This is a genomic window from Archangium violaceum (assembly GCF_016887565.1).
GTDB classification, from domain to species: Bacteria; Myxococcota; Myxococcia; order Myxococcales; family Myxococcaceae; genus Archangium; species Archangium violaceum_B.
On record NZ_CP069396.1, the window covers coordinates 11,091,739 to 11,108,943 of the forward strand.

The 17,205-nt window shown below is 71.5% G+C and carries 13 protein-coding genes; 6 read left to right on the forward strand and 7 right to left on the reverse strand.

The window, feature by feature from the left end:
- Positions 1-102 precede the first annotated feature (102 nt).
- Together JRI60_RS44135 and JRI60_RS44140 are read right to left on the reverse strand one after the other, a co-directional pair.
- Positions 103-1,299, reverse strand: coding sequence for a glycosyltransferase family 4 protein (locus tag JRI60_RS44135; RefSeq protein WP_204222068.1), 1,197 nt, complete (start codon positions 1,297-1,299; stop codon positions 103-105).
- Complete coding sequence (locus JRI60_RS44140) at positions 1,296-2,843, reverse strand: lipopolysaccharide biosynthesis protein (protein ID WP_204222069.1); 1,548 nt, start codon at positions 2,841-2,843, stop codon at positions 1,296-1,298. Before JRI60_RS44140 ends, JRI60_RS44135 begins: the two co-directional genes overlap by 4 nt.
- Positions 2,844-3,005: 162 nt before the next feature.
- On the opposite strand from JRI60_RS44140, the gene JRI60_RS44145 reads away from it, so the two are divergent.
- From JRI60_RS44145 to JRI60_RS44155, 3 genes are read left to right on the forward strand one after another with little or no spacing between them, the layout of a single operon-like run.
- Entirely contained in the window at positions 3,006-4,232 is a 1,227-nt protein-coding gene (locus JRI60_RS44145) for a glycosyltransferase family 4 protein (protein ID WP_204222070.1), read from the forward strand.
- A complete protein-coding gene (locus tag JRI60_RS44150; protein ID WP_204222071.1) occupies positions 4,229-5,419 on the forward strand; it encodes a glycosyltransferase family 4 protein in 1,191 nt (396 codons plus the stop codon). The genes JRI60_RS44145 and JRI60_RS44150 overlap by 4 nt, the downstream gene beginning before the upstream one ends.
- On the forward strand, positions 5,416-6,570 hold the full coding sequence (locus JRI60_RS44155; protein ID WP_239470080.1) for a glycosyltransferase family 4 protein: 1,155 nt from the start codon (positions 5,416-5,418) through the stop codon (positions 6,568-6,570). Before JRI60_RS44150 ends, JRI60_RS44155 begins: the two co-directional genes overlap by 4 nt.
- 12 nt (positions 6,571-6,582) lie before the next feature.
- Here JRI60_RS44155 and JRI60_RS44160 read toward each other — a convergent pair whose 3' ends face one another.
- The 5 genes from JRI60_RS44160 to JRI60_RS44180 are packed head-to-tail and all read right to left on the reverse strand — an operon-like array spanning position 6,583 to position 13,586.
- Positions 6,583-7,749, reverse strand: a complete 1,167-nt coding sequence (locus JRI60_RS44160) for a glycosyltransferase family 4 protein (protein WP_204222072.1) — start codon at positions 7,747-7,749, stop codon at positions 6,583-6,585.
- Positions 7,746-8,861 carry a glycosyltransferase family 4 protein gene (locus JRI60_RS44165; protein ID WP_204222073.1) on the reverse strand — a complete coding sequence of 372 codons (1,116 nt, stop codon included), beginning with the start codon at positions 8,859-8,861 and terminating at the stop codon, positions 7,746-7,748. The genes JRI60_RS44160 and JRI60_RS44165 overlap by 4 nt, the downstream gene beginning before the upstream one ends.
- Entirely contained in the window at positions 8,858-10,252 is a 1,395-nt protein-coding gene (locus tag JRI60_RS44170) for a hypothetical protein (RefSeq protein WP_204222074.1), read from the reverse strand. The genes JRI60_RS44165 and JRI60_RS44170 overlap by 4 nt, the downstream gene beginning before the upstream one ends.
- Positions 10,249-11,385, reverse strand: coding sequence for a glycosyltransferase (locus JRI60_RS44175; RefSeq protein ID WP_204222075.1), 1,137 nt, complete (start codon positions 11,383-11,385; stop codon positions 10,249-10,251). The genes JRI60_RS44170 and JRI60_RS44175 overlap by 4 nt, the downstream gene beginning before the upstream one ends.
- Before the next feature lie 14 nt (positions 11,386-11,399).
- Entirely contained in the window at positions 11,400-13,586 is a 2,187-nt protein-coding gene (locus JRI60_RS44180) for a GumC family protein (protein ID WP_239470081.1), read from the reverse strand.
- Positions 13,587-13,752: 166 nt separating this feature from the next.
- Here JRI60_RS44180 and JRI60_RS44185 point away from each other — a divergent pair, with 166 nt between their 5' ends.
- Genes JRI60_RS44185 through JRI60_RS44195 form a run of 3 tightly spaced genes read left to right on the forward strand, consistent with a single transcriptional unit; the run spans position 13,753 to position 17,068 of the window.
- Positions 13,753-15,102, forward strand: coding sequence for a bifunctional glycosyltransferase/class I SAM-dependent methyltransferase (locus JRI60_RS44185; protein WP_204222076.1), 1,350 nt, complete (start codon positions 13,753-13,755; stop codon positions 15,100-15,102).
- Complete coding sequence (locus JRI60_RS44190) at positions 15,099-15,446, forward strand: P-II family nitrogen regulator (RefSeq protein WP_204222077.1); 348 nt, start codon at positions 15,099-15,101, stop codon at positions 15,444-15,446. The genes JRI60_RS44185 and JRI60_RS44190 overlap by 4 nt, the downstream gene beginning before the upstream one ends.
- Positions 15,443-17,068, forward strand: coding sequence for a hypothetical protein (locus JRI60_RS44195; RefSeq protein WP_239470082.1), 1,626 nt, complete (start codon positions 15,443-15,445; stop codon positions 17,066-17,068). Before JRI60_RS44190 ends, JRI60_RS44195 begins: the two co-directional genes overlap by 4 nt.
- The last annotated feature ends 137 nt before the right edge of the window (positions 17,069-17,205 follow it).

Here is a 17,205-nt window from a genome sequence, read left to right on the forward strand (position 1 = left end):
CCGTCTGACGGATTGCTCATCTCGAACACCCGCGCACCCGGAACCACACCACTGGAGAACGAATGAGCGCGGAAGAGTTTCAACAGTCGACAGAGCCGCTCGTCACCGCGCGGGCGCACCGAGAAGCGCACACAGGGCGTCCAGGTGGGTGTCGGTGCTGAAGTGCCGGGACATGCGCCAGGCGCCCTCACGCAGCCGGGCATGGTGGTCCGCATCGGCGAGCGCCCGGACGATGGCGTCGGCGAGTCCCTCGGGAGTGGGCGGCTCTCCCGGGGCGAGCTCGCCGGACACGCCCGGCTCGCACCAGTCGGGAATGCCCCCCACCGCGAAGGCCACCGAGGGCAGACCCACCCCGCCCGCCTCCGCTCCCACGACCCCGAACGGCTCGGGCCAGACGCTGGGCACCGCGAGCAGGTCCGCCTGACGCATCAACCGCTCCCGCTCGGCCCGGTCCACCCATCCCGTGAAGCGCACCAGCACGCGCCGGGACTCCGCCTCCGCTCGCATGCGCGGAAGCTCCGGCCCGTCTCCCGCCACCACCAGCTCCAGCTCACGCCCCAGCGCCGCGCGGGCCCGGGGCAGGGCACGCACCAGCTCCACCCCACCCTTCAGCTCCGTGAGCCGCCCCACCATCAACACCTGTCCGGAGAAGGGACGGGGCGCGGGAGGCTCCGCGTCCGGCAGGCTGTCACCGAAGAGCGTCAGGCGCACCACCTGGGACTCGGAGAGCCCGTGCCGGAGGTACTCCTCGCGCATCGCCCGGCTGCCCACCAGCACGGTGCCATAGCGCCGGGCCAGGGCCAGACGGCGCTGCTGGTAGTGGTACTCGCGCACCGCGGTGAGGGGGCTGCGTCCGCCGCAGCGGCGCGGGAGGTAGTGCACGAGACACCCGGGACCGAGCACCCGCTGGCACGGCACGGGCCGCGGAAAGGCGTGGCGCTTCATCCCGCTGATGCAGGTGCCGTAGTAGGCGTGGAGGAAGAGCAGCGCCGGGTAGCGCTCCAGCAACGCCTCCTCCAGGTCCAGGTCCTGCACGCCGTGCTGGTACACGCGCGCGGGCCTCCACACCGCCACGGCGTCGAGCACCCCCTGGCGTCCGAGCGCGGCGAGGCTCCACACGGGAATGCCGAGCCCCTCGTCGATGCGGGCCTGGCCCGGGGTGGCGTCGTGCTCGAAGAGGAGCCCGGGGGAGAAGCCACGGGACTGGAGGAGCGGCAGCAGCGTGCGCAGGTGCGTCTCGACGCCTCCCACCACGGCGCGGTGCCGCGTGACGAAGAGGATGCGCGCACCGTGGCTCATGGGCTTCCCGAGGGCTTCGAGCCCGCTCGGGCCACCCAACGCGCCGGCATGCGCGCGAGCACCGCGTTCCACCGGGGCCGTACGTAGGCCTCCAGCGGCCCGCGGAAGGCCACGGGGCCCACCACGACGAGGTACAGCAGCGCGGCGGCTGCGGACAGCGCGACCAGGCCCGGGAAGTGGTCGGGAGACCAGAAGAGGGCCGCCGCGGCGCCGAGCACCATCAGGGCCCCGGTGCGCAGGCCCCAGGGCGCGAGCGGCCGCAGGAGCTGTCCCACCGAGGTGCCCGAGTGGCGCGCCAGCGCGCGCAGGTGGCCGGGGAGGCTCACCAGCACCAGGCCCGCGAGCGTGCCGAGCGGCGCGCCGATGAAGCCGAAGAGCTTCAGGCCCACCGCGCCCAGCACGAAGGCCAGCGAGCCATCCACGAGCGTGGTGAGCGCGATGCGGCGCTCGTCTCCGAAGCAGAACGTGGCCAGCGCGGTGGCGTTGGCCAGGTGGCGCAGCGTCATGTTGAGGGCGAACAGCACCGTGACGGCGAGCCCCAGGTGTTTGTCCGCGCCCACCCACCAGCCGACGAAGGCACCATTGGCGGCCACCACGCCCGTGGCGAGCAGTCCGCTGACGAGCAGCGTGGCCTGGGTGAGGCCGGTGGTGACATGCAGCAGGCGCTCGCGAGACTCCCCGGTGCGCATCTGGCTCAGGCCGGGCAGCGCCGTGTTCACGAGCATGCGCGGCTGGTGGATGAGGATGCTCACCGCCTTGCCCGTGCACGCGTAGGCGACGGTGGCTTCGGGCCCCAGCAGCTTGCCCACCAGCAGCAGGTCCGTGCCACTCACCAGCAGGGTGGCCAGCTTGTCGACGCTGATCCACGCGCCCCGGCGCAGCCAGTGGACCACCTCGGACCAGGCGAGCACCGGCAGCCGCCTCGGCAACAGGTGCCGGTGGTGCCGCCACAGGCGCCAGCCGGCCAGCACCGCCACCACTCCCTGCTGGACGATCCACCCCCAGGCGAGCGCCACCAGGCCATGGCCCAGCAGCACCAGTCCCACGGTGGTGGCATTGCCCAGGAGGAAGGCCACCATCTGGGCGCCCGACTGCCAGGCCAGGTCCTGCAATCCCTCCAACAGCGCCGGCAGCAGGCGCAACGGGTATTGCAGCACGAAGGCCAGCAGCGTGGGCCCCAGCGCCGGACGCAGCGCGTCCCAGTCGGAGGGCAACAGCAGCCAGAGGACGAGCGCCGCCACCCCGACGAGCACCGTCTGCATCAGCGCCAGCCGCGCGGAGAAGCCCACCAGCCGCGAGGTGGCCTCCGGGTCGTCCGCGCGGCCGGTGGAGATGGCGATCTCCCGGGGCACGAGCGCCACCACGCCGACATCCAGCAGCAGCAGCCAGCCCAGCAGCTGCATGCCGACAATCCAGAGGCCATACTGCTCCGAGCCCAGGCGCTCGAGCAGGAAGCGGGTCAGGTAGAGCCCCACCCCCATGGACAGCAGCTGGTGGGCGTAACCCACCCCCATTCCACGGAGGTACCGGCGCGTTCGACTCATGAGCGCCTCCTATACTGCCATCACCCCGCCCGGGAACGGTCGAGACATGTCAGGGTCCGCGGGGACCCCCGAGCGCCCGACAGTCAACCGAGCGCCCCGACCCCCCGGAATGGCCTCATCCGCGCCTTGACCTGACCGGTCCACTCTGGTGGCGTCCGCCCGGTGCGGTTGCTCTTCCTCAGTCCCGTGGGGGTGGTGGGCGGTGCGGAGCGGACGCTCCTGGACCTGATGGATTGTCTGCGCCGTGCTTCCGACGCCCCCTGGCTCGGGCTCATCGCCGGAGCGGAGGGACCGTTGACGGAGCAGGCGCGAGCGCTGGGCGTGGAGACGCTCGCCCTGCCCCTGCCTTCCGAGCTCGCCGCGCTCGGGGACTCGCAGCTCCGGGGGGCGGGAGCGGACCGCTTCCTGCGCTTCGGCGCCTCCCTGGCCCGGGCCACCCCGGCCGCGGCGGGCCACCTGCTCTCCCTGCAACGCGCGCTCCGGCAGCTCCGCCCCACCCTCGTCCACTCCAATGGCCTGAAGACGCACCTGCTCGCCGCGCTCTGCGCCCCCGGAGCCCCGGTGGTCTGGCACATCCATGACTTCCTCGGTGAGCGGCCCCTGCTGCGGCGGGTGCTGCGGGTGGCCGGAACGCGCGCGGCGGCGGCCATCGCCAACTCGGCGGCGGTGGCGGAGGACGCCCGGCGCGTGCTCGGCCCCGTCCCGGTGCACCCGGTGCACAACGGCGTGGACACGGAGCGCTTCGCGCCCGGCCCGGCTGAAGGGGGGAGGCTCGATACGCTCGCGGGCCTGCCCCCGGCGCCCGAGGGCACGGTGCGACTCGGGCTGGTGGCCACGTACGCGCGCTGGAAGGGCCAGGAGGTGTTCCTCCAGGCCGCGGCGCGGCTGCGGGCCCGGCTCCCCGCGCACGCGGTGCGCTTCTACGTGGTGGGCAGCCCCGTGTACCGCACGCCCGGCTCGCAGTACTCCGAGGCGGAGCTGCGCGCCACCGCGCACGCGCTGGGCCTGGAGGGCCACGTGGGCCTCATCCCCTTCCAGGCCGAGCCCTCCGCCATCTACCGGGCGCTCGACGGCGTGGTGCACGCCAGCACCCGGCCGGAGCCGTTCGGGATGACCATCGTCGAGGCCATGTCCTGCGCCCGGGCGGTGGTGGTGTCCTCGGCCGGAGGGGCCGCGGAGCTCGTCCGGCCCGGGCACGACGCGCTGGCCTTCTCGCCCGGGGACGTGGAGGGCCTCACGGAGGCGATGGCGCGGCTCGTCCGCGAGCCGGAGCTGCGCGCGCGGCTGGGCGGGGAGGCCCGCCGCTCGGTGCTCGTGCGCTTCACCCGCGAGCGCTACGCCTCACAGGTCAGGGACGTCTACACGCGGGTGCTGGGAGGGAGGGAATGAGCGGGCGGCGAGAGGACGCGCACGGCGTCTCCTGGCACCTGCTCACCGGCGAGTACCCGCCCCAACCCGGCGGGGTGAGCGACCACACGTGGCAGGTGTCCGAGGGGCTCGCGCGGGCGGGCTGCGCCGTCCACGTCTGGGCGCCGGGTGAGCGCCAGGACACCCCGCCTCCCGAGGGCATCACCGTGCACCGGCTCCCCGAGGGCTTCGGCCCGCGAGGCCTGCTGCGGCTGGAGCGCGAGCTGGCGAGGCTTCCCGGCCCGAAGCGGCTGCTGGTGCAGTACGTGCCCCATGCCTTTGGTTACCGGGCGATGAACGTCCCCTTCGCGCTGTGGCTCGCCAGGCGGTGGGGAGACGAGGTGTGGACGTTCTTCCACGAGGTCAGCTTCCCCTGGGGCTGGGACCGGCCCTGGCGCCACAACGTGCTGGGGGCCGTCACGCGGGTGATGGCGGCGCTCGTGATGGCCCGGACGGACCGGCTCTTCGTCTCCACGCCGTGGTGGAAGGAGCGCCTCCCTCAGCCACCGCGCCGGGTGCCCATCGAGTGGCTGCCCGTGCCGAGCAACCTCTCCACGCGACCGTCTCCGGACAGGGTGGAGAGCGCCCGGGCCTCGCTGCGGACGAGCCCGGACGCCGTGCTGCTCGGCCACCTGGGGACGTACGGTGAGCCCCTCGTGACGATGCTGGAGGAGGCACTGCCCGGGCTACTGCGGCGGGACACGCGCCGGCTGGCGGTGCTGACGGGCCGGGGCAGCACGCGCTTCGCCGAGCGACTCACCGGCCGCTACCCGGAGCTCGCCGGACGCGTGCACGCGCTGGGAGGGCTGCCCGGGGACGAGCTCGCCGCCACGCTGAAGGCCTGCGACGTGCTCCTGCAGCCCTTTCCCGATGGGCTGAGCACGCGCCGCAGCAGCGCCATGGCGGGGCTGGGGCTGGGCGTACCGCTGGTGTCCAACGCCGGCTCCGCCACCGAGCCCCTGTGGCACGGCTCGGGCGCGCTCGCGCTGGCCCCCGAACCGACGAGCGCCTCCATCAGGGAAACGGCCGAGGCCCTGCTGTCCGCGCCGGACACCTGGCCCGCCCTGGGCCAGCGGGGCGCCGATTTCTATACGGAGAATTTCTCACTCACGCATACGCTGGAGGTGCTGCTGGACCGAGCGCCCGCGCGCGTGGTGGAGGACACATGAGCCGCACCGAGAGCCCTCTGCGTCTGGCGTTGCTGATGGATCCGCTCGATGAAGGTTGGCCGAGCATGGACCTCGCGGGCGAGGCGCTGCACGAGCAGTTCCATGGTCCCCTGGCGCAAGCGGTGTACGTGACGTCGATGCGGCCGAAGCTGTTGCCCCTGGCGCGGAAGCTCCCGGTGCTGCGGGACAGGCGGGAAGCGCTCAACGTGGACCGGGTGCTCACGCGCTTCCTCGCGTACCCGGCCCGGGCGGCCCTGCGCTCGCGGGGACAGGATGCCTGGCACGTGGTGGACCACACGTACGCCCAGCTCGTGCACGCGCTCCCGCCCGGCCGCGTGGGCGTGTACTGCCATGACCTGGATGCCTTCCGCAGCATCCTCGAGCCGTGGAGGGAGCGGAGGCCCGCATGGTTCAAGGCGATGGCCTGGACCACGCTGAAGGGGCTGCAACGGGCCGCCGTGGTGTTCCACAGCACGGGCGCGGTGCGCGAGGAGCTGCTGCGTCACGGTGTGGTGCCCGCCGAGCGGCTGGTGCACGCACCGCTGGGAGTCTCGGAGGAGTACAGGCCCGAGCCGGTGCCGGGAGACACGAGCGACGAGGTGCTGCGCCCCCTGGGTGGCCGGCCCTACGTGCTGCACGTGGGCAGCGGGATTCCGCGCAAGCGCATGGACGTGCTCTTCGAGGTGTTCGCGGCGCTGCGCCGCCGGCATCCAGAGCTGCGACTGGTGCAGCAGGGCGCGGCGCTGAACGAGGCCCAGGTGGCCCAGGTGGCGCGGCTCGGCATCGGCGAGGCGCTGCTGCAGCCGGCGAAGCTCGACCGGGCGACGCTGGCGGGGTTGTACCGGAAGGCGAAGGCGGTGCTGGTGACGAGCGAGTCCGAGGGTTTCGGGCTGCCCGTCATCGAGGCCCTGGCCTGCGGCACGCCCGTGGTGGCGAGCGACATCCCGGTGCTGCGCGAGGTGGGCGGGGATGTCGTCAGCTACGCCCCGGTGGGAAACGCCGCGGCGTGGACGGAGGCGGTGCACCGCGTCCTGGAGTCACCGGAATCCGACGCGGCCCGGAGCCAGCGCATCGCACGCGGGCAAGGCTACTCGTGGACGAACCACGCGCGCATCATCCTGGACACGTACCGCCAGCTCGCCGGGCACTGAGCCCCCTCCCCCTCAGCGCCGGGAGGCCAGTTCCTGTTCGACCAGCCCGGCGAAGGCATCGAAGCAGCGCGAAGCCTCGAAACGCTCCTGGACCATGCGCCGCCCGTTCCGGGCCAGGGCGAGGAACGTCTCCGGCTCATCCATCACCCGAGCGAGGGCCGCGGCGAGCCTCCGAGGCGAGCGCACCGGAACGGTGAGGCCCGTCTCGCCATCGACGATCGTCTCCCGCAGTCCACCGACGGCCGTGGCCACCACGGGCACCTCGCACGCCAGCGCCTCGAGGGGAGAGAACCCGAGCCCCTCCTCCAGCGACACCTGCGCGCACACGTCCGAGGCCTGGTAGTACGCGGGCAGCTCGCGCATGGGGTCCACCGCGTCACGGGCGAGGGTGCGGTCTCCCAGGCCCCGCTCCATGGCCAGCTCCCGCAGCCGCTTGTGCCCGCCACTCAGGTTGAGCATCCAGAAGGCACGGCCCTGCGCTCGCAGCAGGGCACAGGCATCCAGCAGGGACTCGGTGTCCTTCTCCGGGGCTACCCGGCTGGAGAAGAAGACGAGGAAGCCCTCCTCGGGCAGGCCCAGCTTCGCGCGCAGCCGCCGCTTCTCCTCGGGCGTCACCGGCGTGAAGCGCGACGTGTCCACCCCGTACAGCGGCACCAGCCGCACCTTCTCCGTCCGACCGAGTGACACCTCGCGCCCCAGGTAGTCACTGAGGACGAGGTAGCGATCCGCCAGCAACGCGTTGGCCGCACGCGCCGCCTCCAACAACGTGCGCCCGGCGAGGTAGGCCGGCAGGCCAATCTCCCCGCGCGAGTAGCGGCACTGAAAGTAGGCGATGTTGGGGCTGCAGATGAGCAGGTACGTGGGAGCGCGGGTGACACCACGCGCGACGTTGGCGGCCAGCGAGGCCACTCCCGCGTTCTGCGCCAGCACGGCGTCGAACTCCGCGCGGTGCCGCAGGAGCCACGCCCCGGCGTACGCGGCGAAGGCGACGCGCCCGGCCGGCCCCTCCACGATGCGGACGGGCTCGGGGCCCTCGTCCTTCCAGTTGATGGTGCGAGGCCCGAAGGCGGGGCGCAGCAGCAGCGTCAGCTCGAAGCGCTGCTTCAGCCCCGTCACCAGACGCACGTCGGTACCACTCTCGCAGATGAACACCAGCCGTCGGCGGGTGGGGGTCGTCATGCACGCCTCTCCAGCACCTGCTCGTACACCTGGAGTGTCCGCTTCGCCACTTCGTCCCAGGTCAGCGTCTCCGCACGGGCCCGCGCCGCCCGGCCCACGCGCTCCGCGAAGTCCCTGTCCACGGCCAGCTCGCGCAGGCCCGCGGCGAGCCCCTCGATGTCCCCGGCGTCGTCCAGCAGCAGGCCCTCCTCGCGGTGGGTGATGAGCTCGGAGGCCCCGGCGGCACGCGAGACGATGACGGGCAACCCGCAGGCCATGGCCTCGGTGACGACCATGCCGAAGGCGTCATACGGCGTGGGGCAGACGAAGAGGTCCGCCGCGGCATAGAAGCGCTCGACGGTGGCCGTGGGAGGATGGAAGCGCACCCGCTGGCCCAGCCCGAGCCGCTCCACCCTGGCGCGCAGCGAAGCGGTGTCGCTCCGGGTGACCACGTCCAGCGAGAGCTCCGGGACGCGGGCGAGCGCCTCCACGGTGACGGCGGCCCCCTTGCGCAGGTCTCCCACGAAGAGCGCGCACCGCTCCTCCGGCGCGATGCCGAGCTCCGCGCGCACCTCGCGCCGCACCTGACCGCGCAGCGCGGGGTGGAAGCGCTCCACGTCCACGCCATGAGGAACGACGTGGATGGGAGCCCGGCACCCGTGCAGGGTACGCAGCTCCTCCTCCAGTCGGCGGGAGATGGCGATGACGGAAGCACCTGACTTGCGGTAGAGCCGGTCCTCCAGCGGCACCAGCACGTTCTCGAAGATGCGCTGGCGCGGGGTGTAGTCGTAACCGAGCGCGCGCTGCGCCTGGAACCACGAGCGGTTGCAGATGTGCGCGGTGAGGACGTTGGCCTGCGCGGCGATGAGCCCCTGGCCGTGGATGATGTCGAAGCCCCGGCCACGCCCCAGTTGAAGCGTGGCGGACGCATAGAAGGACAGCACGCTGACCAGCGCGGTGGTGCGCACCGCGGGCACGTGGTGGAAGGTGATGCCCTCGGCTCCGCTCCGGTCGATGCGGTCGGCGAAGACATGCACCTCGTGCTTCTGGCGGAAGCGCTCGGCCAGCTCGACGACGTAGCGGCTGTGCCCGAAGCCGCGCTCGTAGTCGTGTACCACCAGGGCGATCCTCATCGGCGCACCGCCTCCAGGGGGCGCACCGGCAGGGCCGGTGGAGGCGACCCGGTGGGAGTGGAAACGGAAGCGCGAGCGGCCACCTGCCGGGGTTTGACCACGGGAGCCGGACGCCGCATCCCCACCACGGCCCCCATCCAGAGCAGCAGCAGCGCGGAGCCGGGGACGGAGGAGAGCAGGCCCGTGCCGATGAAGGCCGTCAGCCACATCACCCCCATGGTCAACCAGATCATCCGGTCCGCCACCAGCGAGGCGCCACGGCGGCGCGGCGGGATGCGGGTGACGAGCCAGACGAGGAAGCTCATCCAGATGATGAGCCCGAGGATGCCCTGCTCCATGGCGATGCGGCCGAACTCGTTCTCCAGGCCGTGCTGCGGCCGGGCCAGGTCCAGCAGGAAGAAGGGGATGCTCGTGCCCGCGGCACTGCCCAGGCCGTTGCCCAGCGGGTAGTTCGTGACGACATCCAGCAGGCTGCTGTTGACGCTCCAGGACACGCGCTCGGACACGTACTCGGTGTCCTGTAGCGTCGCGAAGCGCTGGAAGCGCGGGTTCTGCATGACGACGAGGCCCACCACCAGACCGAGCCCCACCACCGCGCCAATCACCTTGATGGAGACGCGGGTGAAGAACAGCAGCAGCAGGATGATGGCCAGGAGCTGCACCACGGGCTGGCGCGCCGCGCAGATGAAGAGACACAGCACGCTGCACACCAGCACGGCGGCGGTGAGGACTCGGCCGCGCGGGCGCCGGTGCCACCGGCGCAGGAGCATCGGCAGCGTCATCAGCACGGTGCCTCCGAAGGCGTGCGCGTTGTTGAAGGTGGACGGGATGCGGGGCAGTCCCTCCTCCCCCACGTCCGTGGAGAGATAGATGATGGCGGTGGAGGCGTTGCGAGGGAAGAAGGGCTCCAGCCCGTAGCGCAGCTCCGCCAGCGCGAAGGCGAACGCCACCACGTTGAGCCACAGCATCCACTCGCCGAGCCGATCCAGGTCATCCTCGTCCAGGCTCGCGCCGATGGTGATGAGCGGCAGCAGGAGGATGGCCACCCGCAGGCCGACGATCTGGATGAAGAAGTGCTGCGAGTCGAAGAGCGGCGACAGCACCATGGTGCACAGGGGCCAGACCATCAGCACCTTGACCCAGAGCTTCAACGCCAGACCGTCCCGGCCGACCCGCACCGACTTCTTGCGCCGCCGGGTGAAGAAGGCCAGGTAGAGGCCCAGCACCGCGCCGTCGCAGATGAAGTGCGAGAAGCCATCCAGGAAGCGCGCGCGGAGGATGCCGTAGAAGTAGCCGAACATCATCAGCGCGCCCAGCCCATGGCCGACGGCGCGCCGCGTGGCGAACATCGTCACGACGATGGCCATGACCGTGAGCAGCAGGCCGATCATCGCCGCGCCCCCACCGCGTCCAGGACCCGCCGGTAGACGTCGAGCACGCGCTCGCCCATGCGGGCCTGGGTGAACTCGGCCAGCACCCGTGCGCGGCCCGCCTCGCCCCAGGCCCGCCGCTGCTCCGGGTGCGTCAGCATCCGCTTCATGGCCGCGGCCAGCGCCGCCTCGTCCCCCGGTGGCACGGTGAGCCCGCTCTCCTCGTGGCGGCTGACGAAGGGCACCCCCGAGTCCAACGCGGTGTTGATGATGGGCAGCCCGCAGGCCATGGCCTCCAGTTGCACCAGCGCGAAGGCCTCGGCGCGGGTGACGGAGGACAACACGAAGGCGTCGCACGCGTAGTACAGCGACAGGAGCGCCTCGTCCCCCAGGTTCCCGAGGAAGTGGACGCGCCCGGCCACGCCGCTCGCCCGGGCCAGCGCCTCCAGCTCCGCGCGCAGCGGGCCCTCGCCCACCAGCAGCAGGTGCGCGTCCTCCACCCGGCTCAGCGCGCGGATGGCGTGGTCGAAGCCCTTGTAATAGACGAGCCGCCCCACCCCCATCAGCAGCGGCGCCCCACCGTACCGGGCCCGCACGGCCGCGGCCGCCGCCTCGCGCTCGGGCGTGCGCGTGAAGCGCGTCACGTCGATGCCGAAGGGCACCACGTGGCACTTCGCCCGGTACGGGCGCAGCGCCTCGGACGTCTCCACGTAGTTGGGCGAGCCCACCAGGATGGCGTCCGCGCGCCCCAGCGCCCGCCGCATGAAGGGCCCGTACAGCTTCAGCAGCCGTTTCTGGCGGACCACATCGCTGTGGTAGGTGATGACGAGCCCGTGCCGCCTCGGCCGCACGCTCCCCAGGTACCCCATCACCGCCATGGGGTGCGGGAAGTGCATGTGCAGCAGGTCATACCGGCGCCGCGACAGCTCCAGCGACAGCGTGGGGTTGAACGAGGTGGAGGCCACCTTGACCAGCTCGGCGCAGCGGGTGACGGACACGCCGCGCACCACCTCGTGCACGGTGCGCGGGGCCGTGTTGGAGACGAGTACCTCCAGCTCCACGCGCCCCCCGAGCTCCTCGCACAGGCCCGACAGGTGCGTCTCCATGCCGCCCCGGTAGGGGGCGTAGTACTTGCCGAGTTGGAGGACCTTCATCGCCGGAGCGCTTCTCAGGTGGCGGTGCGCTCGTCGCGCTCGCCGCCGTAGGAGTTGTAGCCGCCGTATTCGCCCTCGTACCTACCACTCTTCAGGTCCACGTGGTTGAGCAGAGCGCCGATGATGTGCGCCTTCACGTCGCGCAGCGAGCGGATGGCGCGCTTCGCCTGCTCGCGGTGGGTGGTGCCGGCCTTGAGCACCAGGAGGATGCCGTCCGTCTGCTTGGAGAGGACGAGCGCGTCGGACACGGGCCCCAGGGGAGGACTGTCCAGCAGGATGCAGTCGAAGCGCTCCCGCAGCTTGCCGAGCAGCTCGGAGAAGGCGCGGGTGTGGAGCAGCTCGGCGGGGTTGGGCGGCAGCGGCCCGCAGGGCAGGACGAAGAGATTGGGCACGTCGGTGGACTTGATGGCGCCCTCCAGCGAGCCCTCGCCCACCACCAGGGAGCTGACGCCCATGTCGTCGGGCAAGCCGAAAGCCCCGTGCAGGCGGGGCCGGCGCATGTCCGTGTCCATCAGCAGCACCCGGGTGCCCGTCTGGGCCATCACCATGCCCAGGTTGATGACGACGGTGGACTTGCCCTCGGAGGGCCCGGCCGAGCTCACCACCACCGTGCGGAAGGGCTTGTCCGGCGACATGAAGAGCAGGTTGGTGCGGATGGCCCGGCACATCTCCGCCGCTGGCGAGCGCGGGTGGCGGTGGATGTACAGGTCCACCGGACCTCCATCCCCGGGCACCAGCGGTGGCATGGCGCCGATGAAGGGCAGGCCCAGCCGCTCCTCCACGTCCGCGCGGCTGGCCACGCTCGCGTCGAGGAACTCCAGCGCCAACACCACCGCCACGCCTCCCAGGAGGCCCAGGATGAAGAAGAGCATCACCGAGTTGCGGGTGTTGGGCCGCACCGGCACGGGGTTGGGCAGCGCCGCGTCCAGCACGCGCACGTTGCTGGTGCGCAACAGGCCCGACACCTCCAGCTCCTTGAAGCGCTTGAGGACCATCTCGTACATGCGCTGGTCGTTCTCCGCCTCGCGCTGGAGCTTCTCGTACTGGATTTCCTTCTCCGTCACCTGGAAGGCCTCGGTCTTGGCCTTGTCCACCAGCGCCAGGAGGTTGCGCTCATTGGCCTGGGCGGCCGCCAGGTCCGTCTCCGCGCCGAGCACGAGGTTCTCCAGGCTGCGCCGCAGCTCCTGCTGCAGGACGGTCAGCTTCTGCTGGCACTCCTGCATCTTGGGGTGCTCCGGCAGGTAGCGCCCGGACAGCTCCACGCACGCGGTGCGCTGCTCCAGCACCCGGGTGCGCAGGTCGCGCAGCGAGCCCTCGCTGGCCTCCGAGAGGCCCTCGGCCCAGTGCTCCGACTCGGGGCTGGCGCTCTTGCGCAGCTGGCGCATGGAGTCCACCCTCGCCTGGAGCGCGGCAATCTTGGTGCGCACCGCGATGAGCGTGGACATGTACGTGTCGTGCGCCAGCTTCGCCGTGCTCTGCTGCGGCCCGCCCTTCTTGTCGAGGGACATGGAGAGCATGTCCGCGCCGCGCTTGAACTTGAAGAGGTTGAGCTCGCTGCCGTTGGCGCGCGCCCCCAGCTCGCTCATCCGCTCCTCGAGCCAGGCGCTGGCGCCCTCGGTGGTCTTCAAGCGCAGGTTGAGGTTCTCCGCGATGTAGGCCTCGGCCACCTCGTTGGCCAGCCGCGCCGCGCGGTCCGGGTCCACGTCCTCCACGGCGATGCGCACCACGCGCGAGTTGACGGAGGGGATGACGTTGATGCGCGAGCGCACCAGCCCCACCGCGTCGATGGAGGCCATGGCCTTCTTGCGCTCCTCCTCGTCCTTGATGCCCTCCACGCCCAGGAAGGCCGCGTCGTTCTGCAGGCCCAGCCTGTCCACCACCCGGGAGGCCACCGCGCGCGAGGTGATGACCTCGTTCTGCGTCTGGTAGTACTCCTTGTTCGCCCAGTAGTTGCTGCGCTCGTCGCCCATGACCTCCTTGACCTCGGTGTCGAGGACGCGGGGCGCGGCGACGTCGATGATGAGGGAGGTGCTCGTCGAGTAGATTTTCGGCTGGCGCAGGGTGTAGAGCGTGCCGACCAGGGCCATCACGGTCGTCACGCCGACGATGAGCCACTTGCGACGCCAGAGCGCGCGGACGTACTGCATGACGTCCAGCGCGGGCTCCTGGGCCTCGGGGGCCTCGTTGGGGGTCTCTTCCACGTCGCTCTCCTGCCGGGACGCGGGCGCGCCCGCTCCGTGGCGAAGGGGCCAGAGTGCCCCGGGAGGACGGGTGGGTCAATCTTCACCGCCTCGCCCGGATGCCCTCCTGCCACGCACTGTTCATCCGCCCGCGCACCCGCGCCCGCCGTGTGGTAGTCACGCGGGCGTGAGTCAGTCTCCGTCCTACGTCATTCCCTTCACCCCCGCGTCCGCCCCGGCCGCCTCCCGCTTCGCCCACTCGCTCGCCGCCCGGGGCGCCGAGGTCATCCTCGCCGGAGAGGGGCCGCTGGATGCGCCCTCCGGGCCGAACGTGCACGTGCTCCAGGGGCTGTCCGGCAAGGGAGCGGCCATCCGCGCGGCGCTCGGCCGGGTGACGGGCGACATCACCGTCCTCCAGGACGCGGACACGGCCTATTCGCTGGAGTCCTGCGAGGCGCTGTGCCGCCCCATCCGCGAGGACGCGGCGGACGCGGTGTTCGGTAGCCGGCGGATGCCCGCGCGGGACGCGGAGGTGCTGGCGGACCGGGCCCTGGGTCACGTCACCCGCTTCGTCACGGACGTGTCGCTGACGGATCCGCTCTGCGGCCAGCGCGCCTTCCGCACCGAGGCGCTCAAGTCGGTGTCGCTCACCAGCGATGATGACTCGGTGGACGCGGAAATCGTGGTGAAGCTGGCGGCGCAGCTCTTCCGGCTGGCCGAGGTGCCGCTGGTGCTGGACACGGCGCCGCACCAGCCGCTGGCCTCGCAGCTGGCGCGGCTGCGCACGCTGGTGCGCTACGCCACCGTGCGCAACGACGCGGACAACCAGCACGAGGGCTACAACACGCTGGAGCGCATGGACGGCGCCAGCAACTACAACGCGTGGCTGGGCCAGCGCTTCCGCGAGCACCTGGGCCGGCGCGTGCTGGAGATTGGCGCGGGCATCGGCACCATCACCGAGCAGTTGGAGCCGGGGCTGGAGCTGCTCATCGCGCTCGAGGTGGACCGCTTCTACGTGGACCGGCTGCGCAACAAGTTCCGCGGCAGGCCGCACGTGCGGCCGTACCTGTCGGACGTGGCGCTGGCGGACTGGGAGTCGCTGAAGGCCGAGCGGCTGGACACCATCGTGCTGTCCAACGTGCTGGAGCACATCCCGGACGACGCCTCGGCGGTGCGGCGCTTCCGGCAGATCCTGCCGCCGGGCGGCCGGGTGGTGGTGCTGGTGCCGGCGCTGCCGCAGCTCTTCGGGGCCATCGACGAGGCGGTGGGGCATTACCGGCGCTACACGATGCCCGGCCTGCGCTCCGTGCTGGAGGGCAATGGCTTCGAGGTGGAGCGGCTCGAGTGGATGAACCTGGTGGGGATTCCGGGCTGGTTCATGAACAGCCGGGTGATGCGCCGCCGCTCGGTGCCGAAGTTGCAGCTCAAGGTGTATGACCGCATCGCGCCGTTCTTGGCGCGGGCCGAGAGTCAGGTGAAGCTGCCCCTGGGAATGAGCCTCTTCGCGGTGGCGCGAGCCACTGGAGGTACCGCATGAAGAAGATCGAAGCCATCATCAAGCCGTTCAAGCTGGATGACGTGAAGGACGCCCTGCACGAGGTGGGGGTGCTCGGTCTCACCGCGGTGGAGGTGAAGGGCTTCGGTCGGCAGAAGGGCCACACGGAGCTCTACAAGGGCGCCGAGTACGTGGTGGACTTCCTGCCCAAGGTGAAGGTGGAGGTGGTGGTGGACGACGACATGGTGCAGCGCGTGGTGGACGCCATCGTGCGCGCGGCGCGCTCGGGTCCCGACGGGAAGATTGGCGACGGGAAGATTTTCGTCCTGCCGGTGGACGAGGCCGTGCGCATCCGCACGGGGGAGCGCGGTAGCGACGCGCTGTGAGTGCCCTGCCCTCGCGAGCACCGCGCGCGGTGTACGCGGTGCTGGTGGCGCTGTACGTGCTGCTGTTCCCGTATCACCCGGGCCTGCGCTCGCCCAACGAGCTGTGCCGGTTGTGGCAGACGCGCGCGCTGGTGGAGTACGGGACGCTGGACATCAACCGCGCCCTCCAGGACTTCGGCTACGTGGGGGACCTGTCGGTGAAGGACGGAAGGTACTACCCGTCCAAGGCGCCCCTGCTGTCCTTCGCCGCGGTGCCCGTGTACGCGGTGCTGCGCTGGTGGGGCGGTGGCTTCCTGTACGCCGTGCCCGAGGTGCCGCTCGTCTTCTTCAGCCGGCTGTTCCTCACCGTGCTTCCCACGCTGTTCATGCTGTGGCTCGTGCGCCGCTTCCTGCGAGCGTACCTGTCCCCGGCGGTGGCGGACGCGGTGACGGTGACGTACGGGTTGGGCTCGCTGGCATTCAGCTACTCGCTGCTCTTCATGAGCCACCAGACGACGGCGGTGCTGCTGTTCGGCGGCTTCTACGCGCTGTGGCGGCTGGCGCGCGGCGAGTGGCGCGAGCGGGGCTACCTGGTGGTGGGCGCGTGCGCGGGGGCCACGGTGGCCGCCGAGTACACCGGTGCGCTGGGCGTGCTCGGGCTGGTGCTGTACGCGGTGCTGACGGTGCTGTGGCGCGAGGAGCCGATGCGCGCGCGGTGGGTGCGCCTGGGACGCGGGGCCGCGCTGGCCACGCTGGGGGCGCTGCCCTTCGTGGTGGGGCTGATGCTGTATCACCAGGCGGCCTTCGGGCATCCGCTGGAGAGCGGGTACAAGCACCTCAACGACGCGGCCTACCAGCCGTGGCACCTGGGCGGCTTCCTGGGCATCCGCTATCCGGATCCGCGCGCCTTCGTCCTCTCCTTCTTCTCGCCGCTGCGGGGGCTGTTCACCCTGTCGCCCTTCCTGCTGCTCGCGCTGCCCGGAGTGGTGGTGATGCGGCGCGAGGCGCGCACGAGCGGGGAGATGCGGGCGCACCTGTGGCTCGTGGTGGCGCTGCTCGCCGGGTACACGTACTTCACGTCGTCCTTTTCGTATGACTCGTGGGGCTGGACGACGGGCCCGCGTCACCTGACGGGACTGGTGCCCTTCCTGCTGCTGCCCGTGGGCCTGCTGCTGGAGCGGCTGCGGACCGGGGGCCGGCTGGCGCTGCTGGGCGCGAGCGCGGCGCTGTGCACCGCGTCCCTCGTGTTCACGGGCGCGGCCACCTTCGTCAACTACATCCCCGATGACGTGTCCAACGCGTTCCTCGGGCTGGCGGTGCCTCTGTTGAAGGACGGCTACCTGCCGCCGAGCCTCCCGCAGTTCATGGGGCTCGGGAACCCCGCGGCCGGCGTGCTGCTCGGACTGTCACTGCTCGGACTGGCGGGGTGGGTCTTCGTGCGGCTGGTGTGGCTCGAGACGCGTGTGCCCGGCCCGGTCCCCCTGGTGGCGGGGCTCGCGATGCTCGCCGTGCTGCTCAGTGTCCAGGTGGCGACAGTGAAGCACCATGACGCGGACCGAGGGGCGGTGCGCTTCCTGAAGCAGCAATGGCTCGTGCCGCCCGGGCGGACCGTGGAGTTCTGGCCATCCCCCTCCGGCAGTTGATGGAGAATCCACGAAGCCCTTGGGCATACTGTGCATGTCCCCTCTCCCTCTGGGAGAGGGCTAGGGTGAGGGTATTTCCATCCCGCGGGCCACACGGGAATCTGAACACGGAGGCGACTACCCTCACCCCCCGCCCT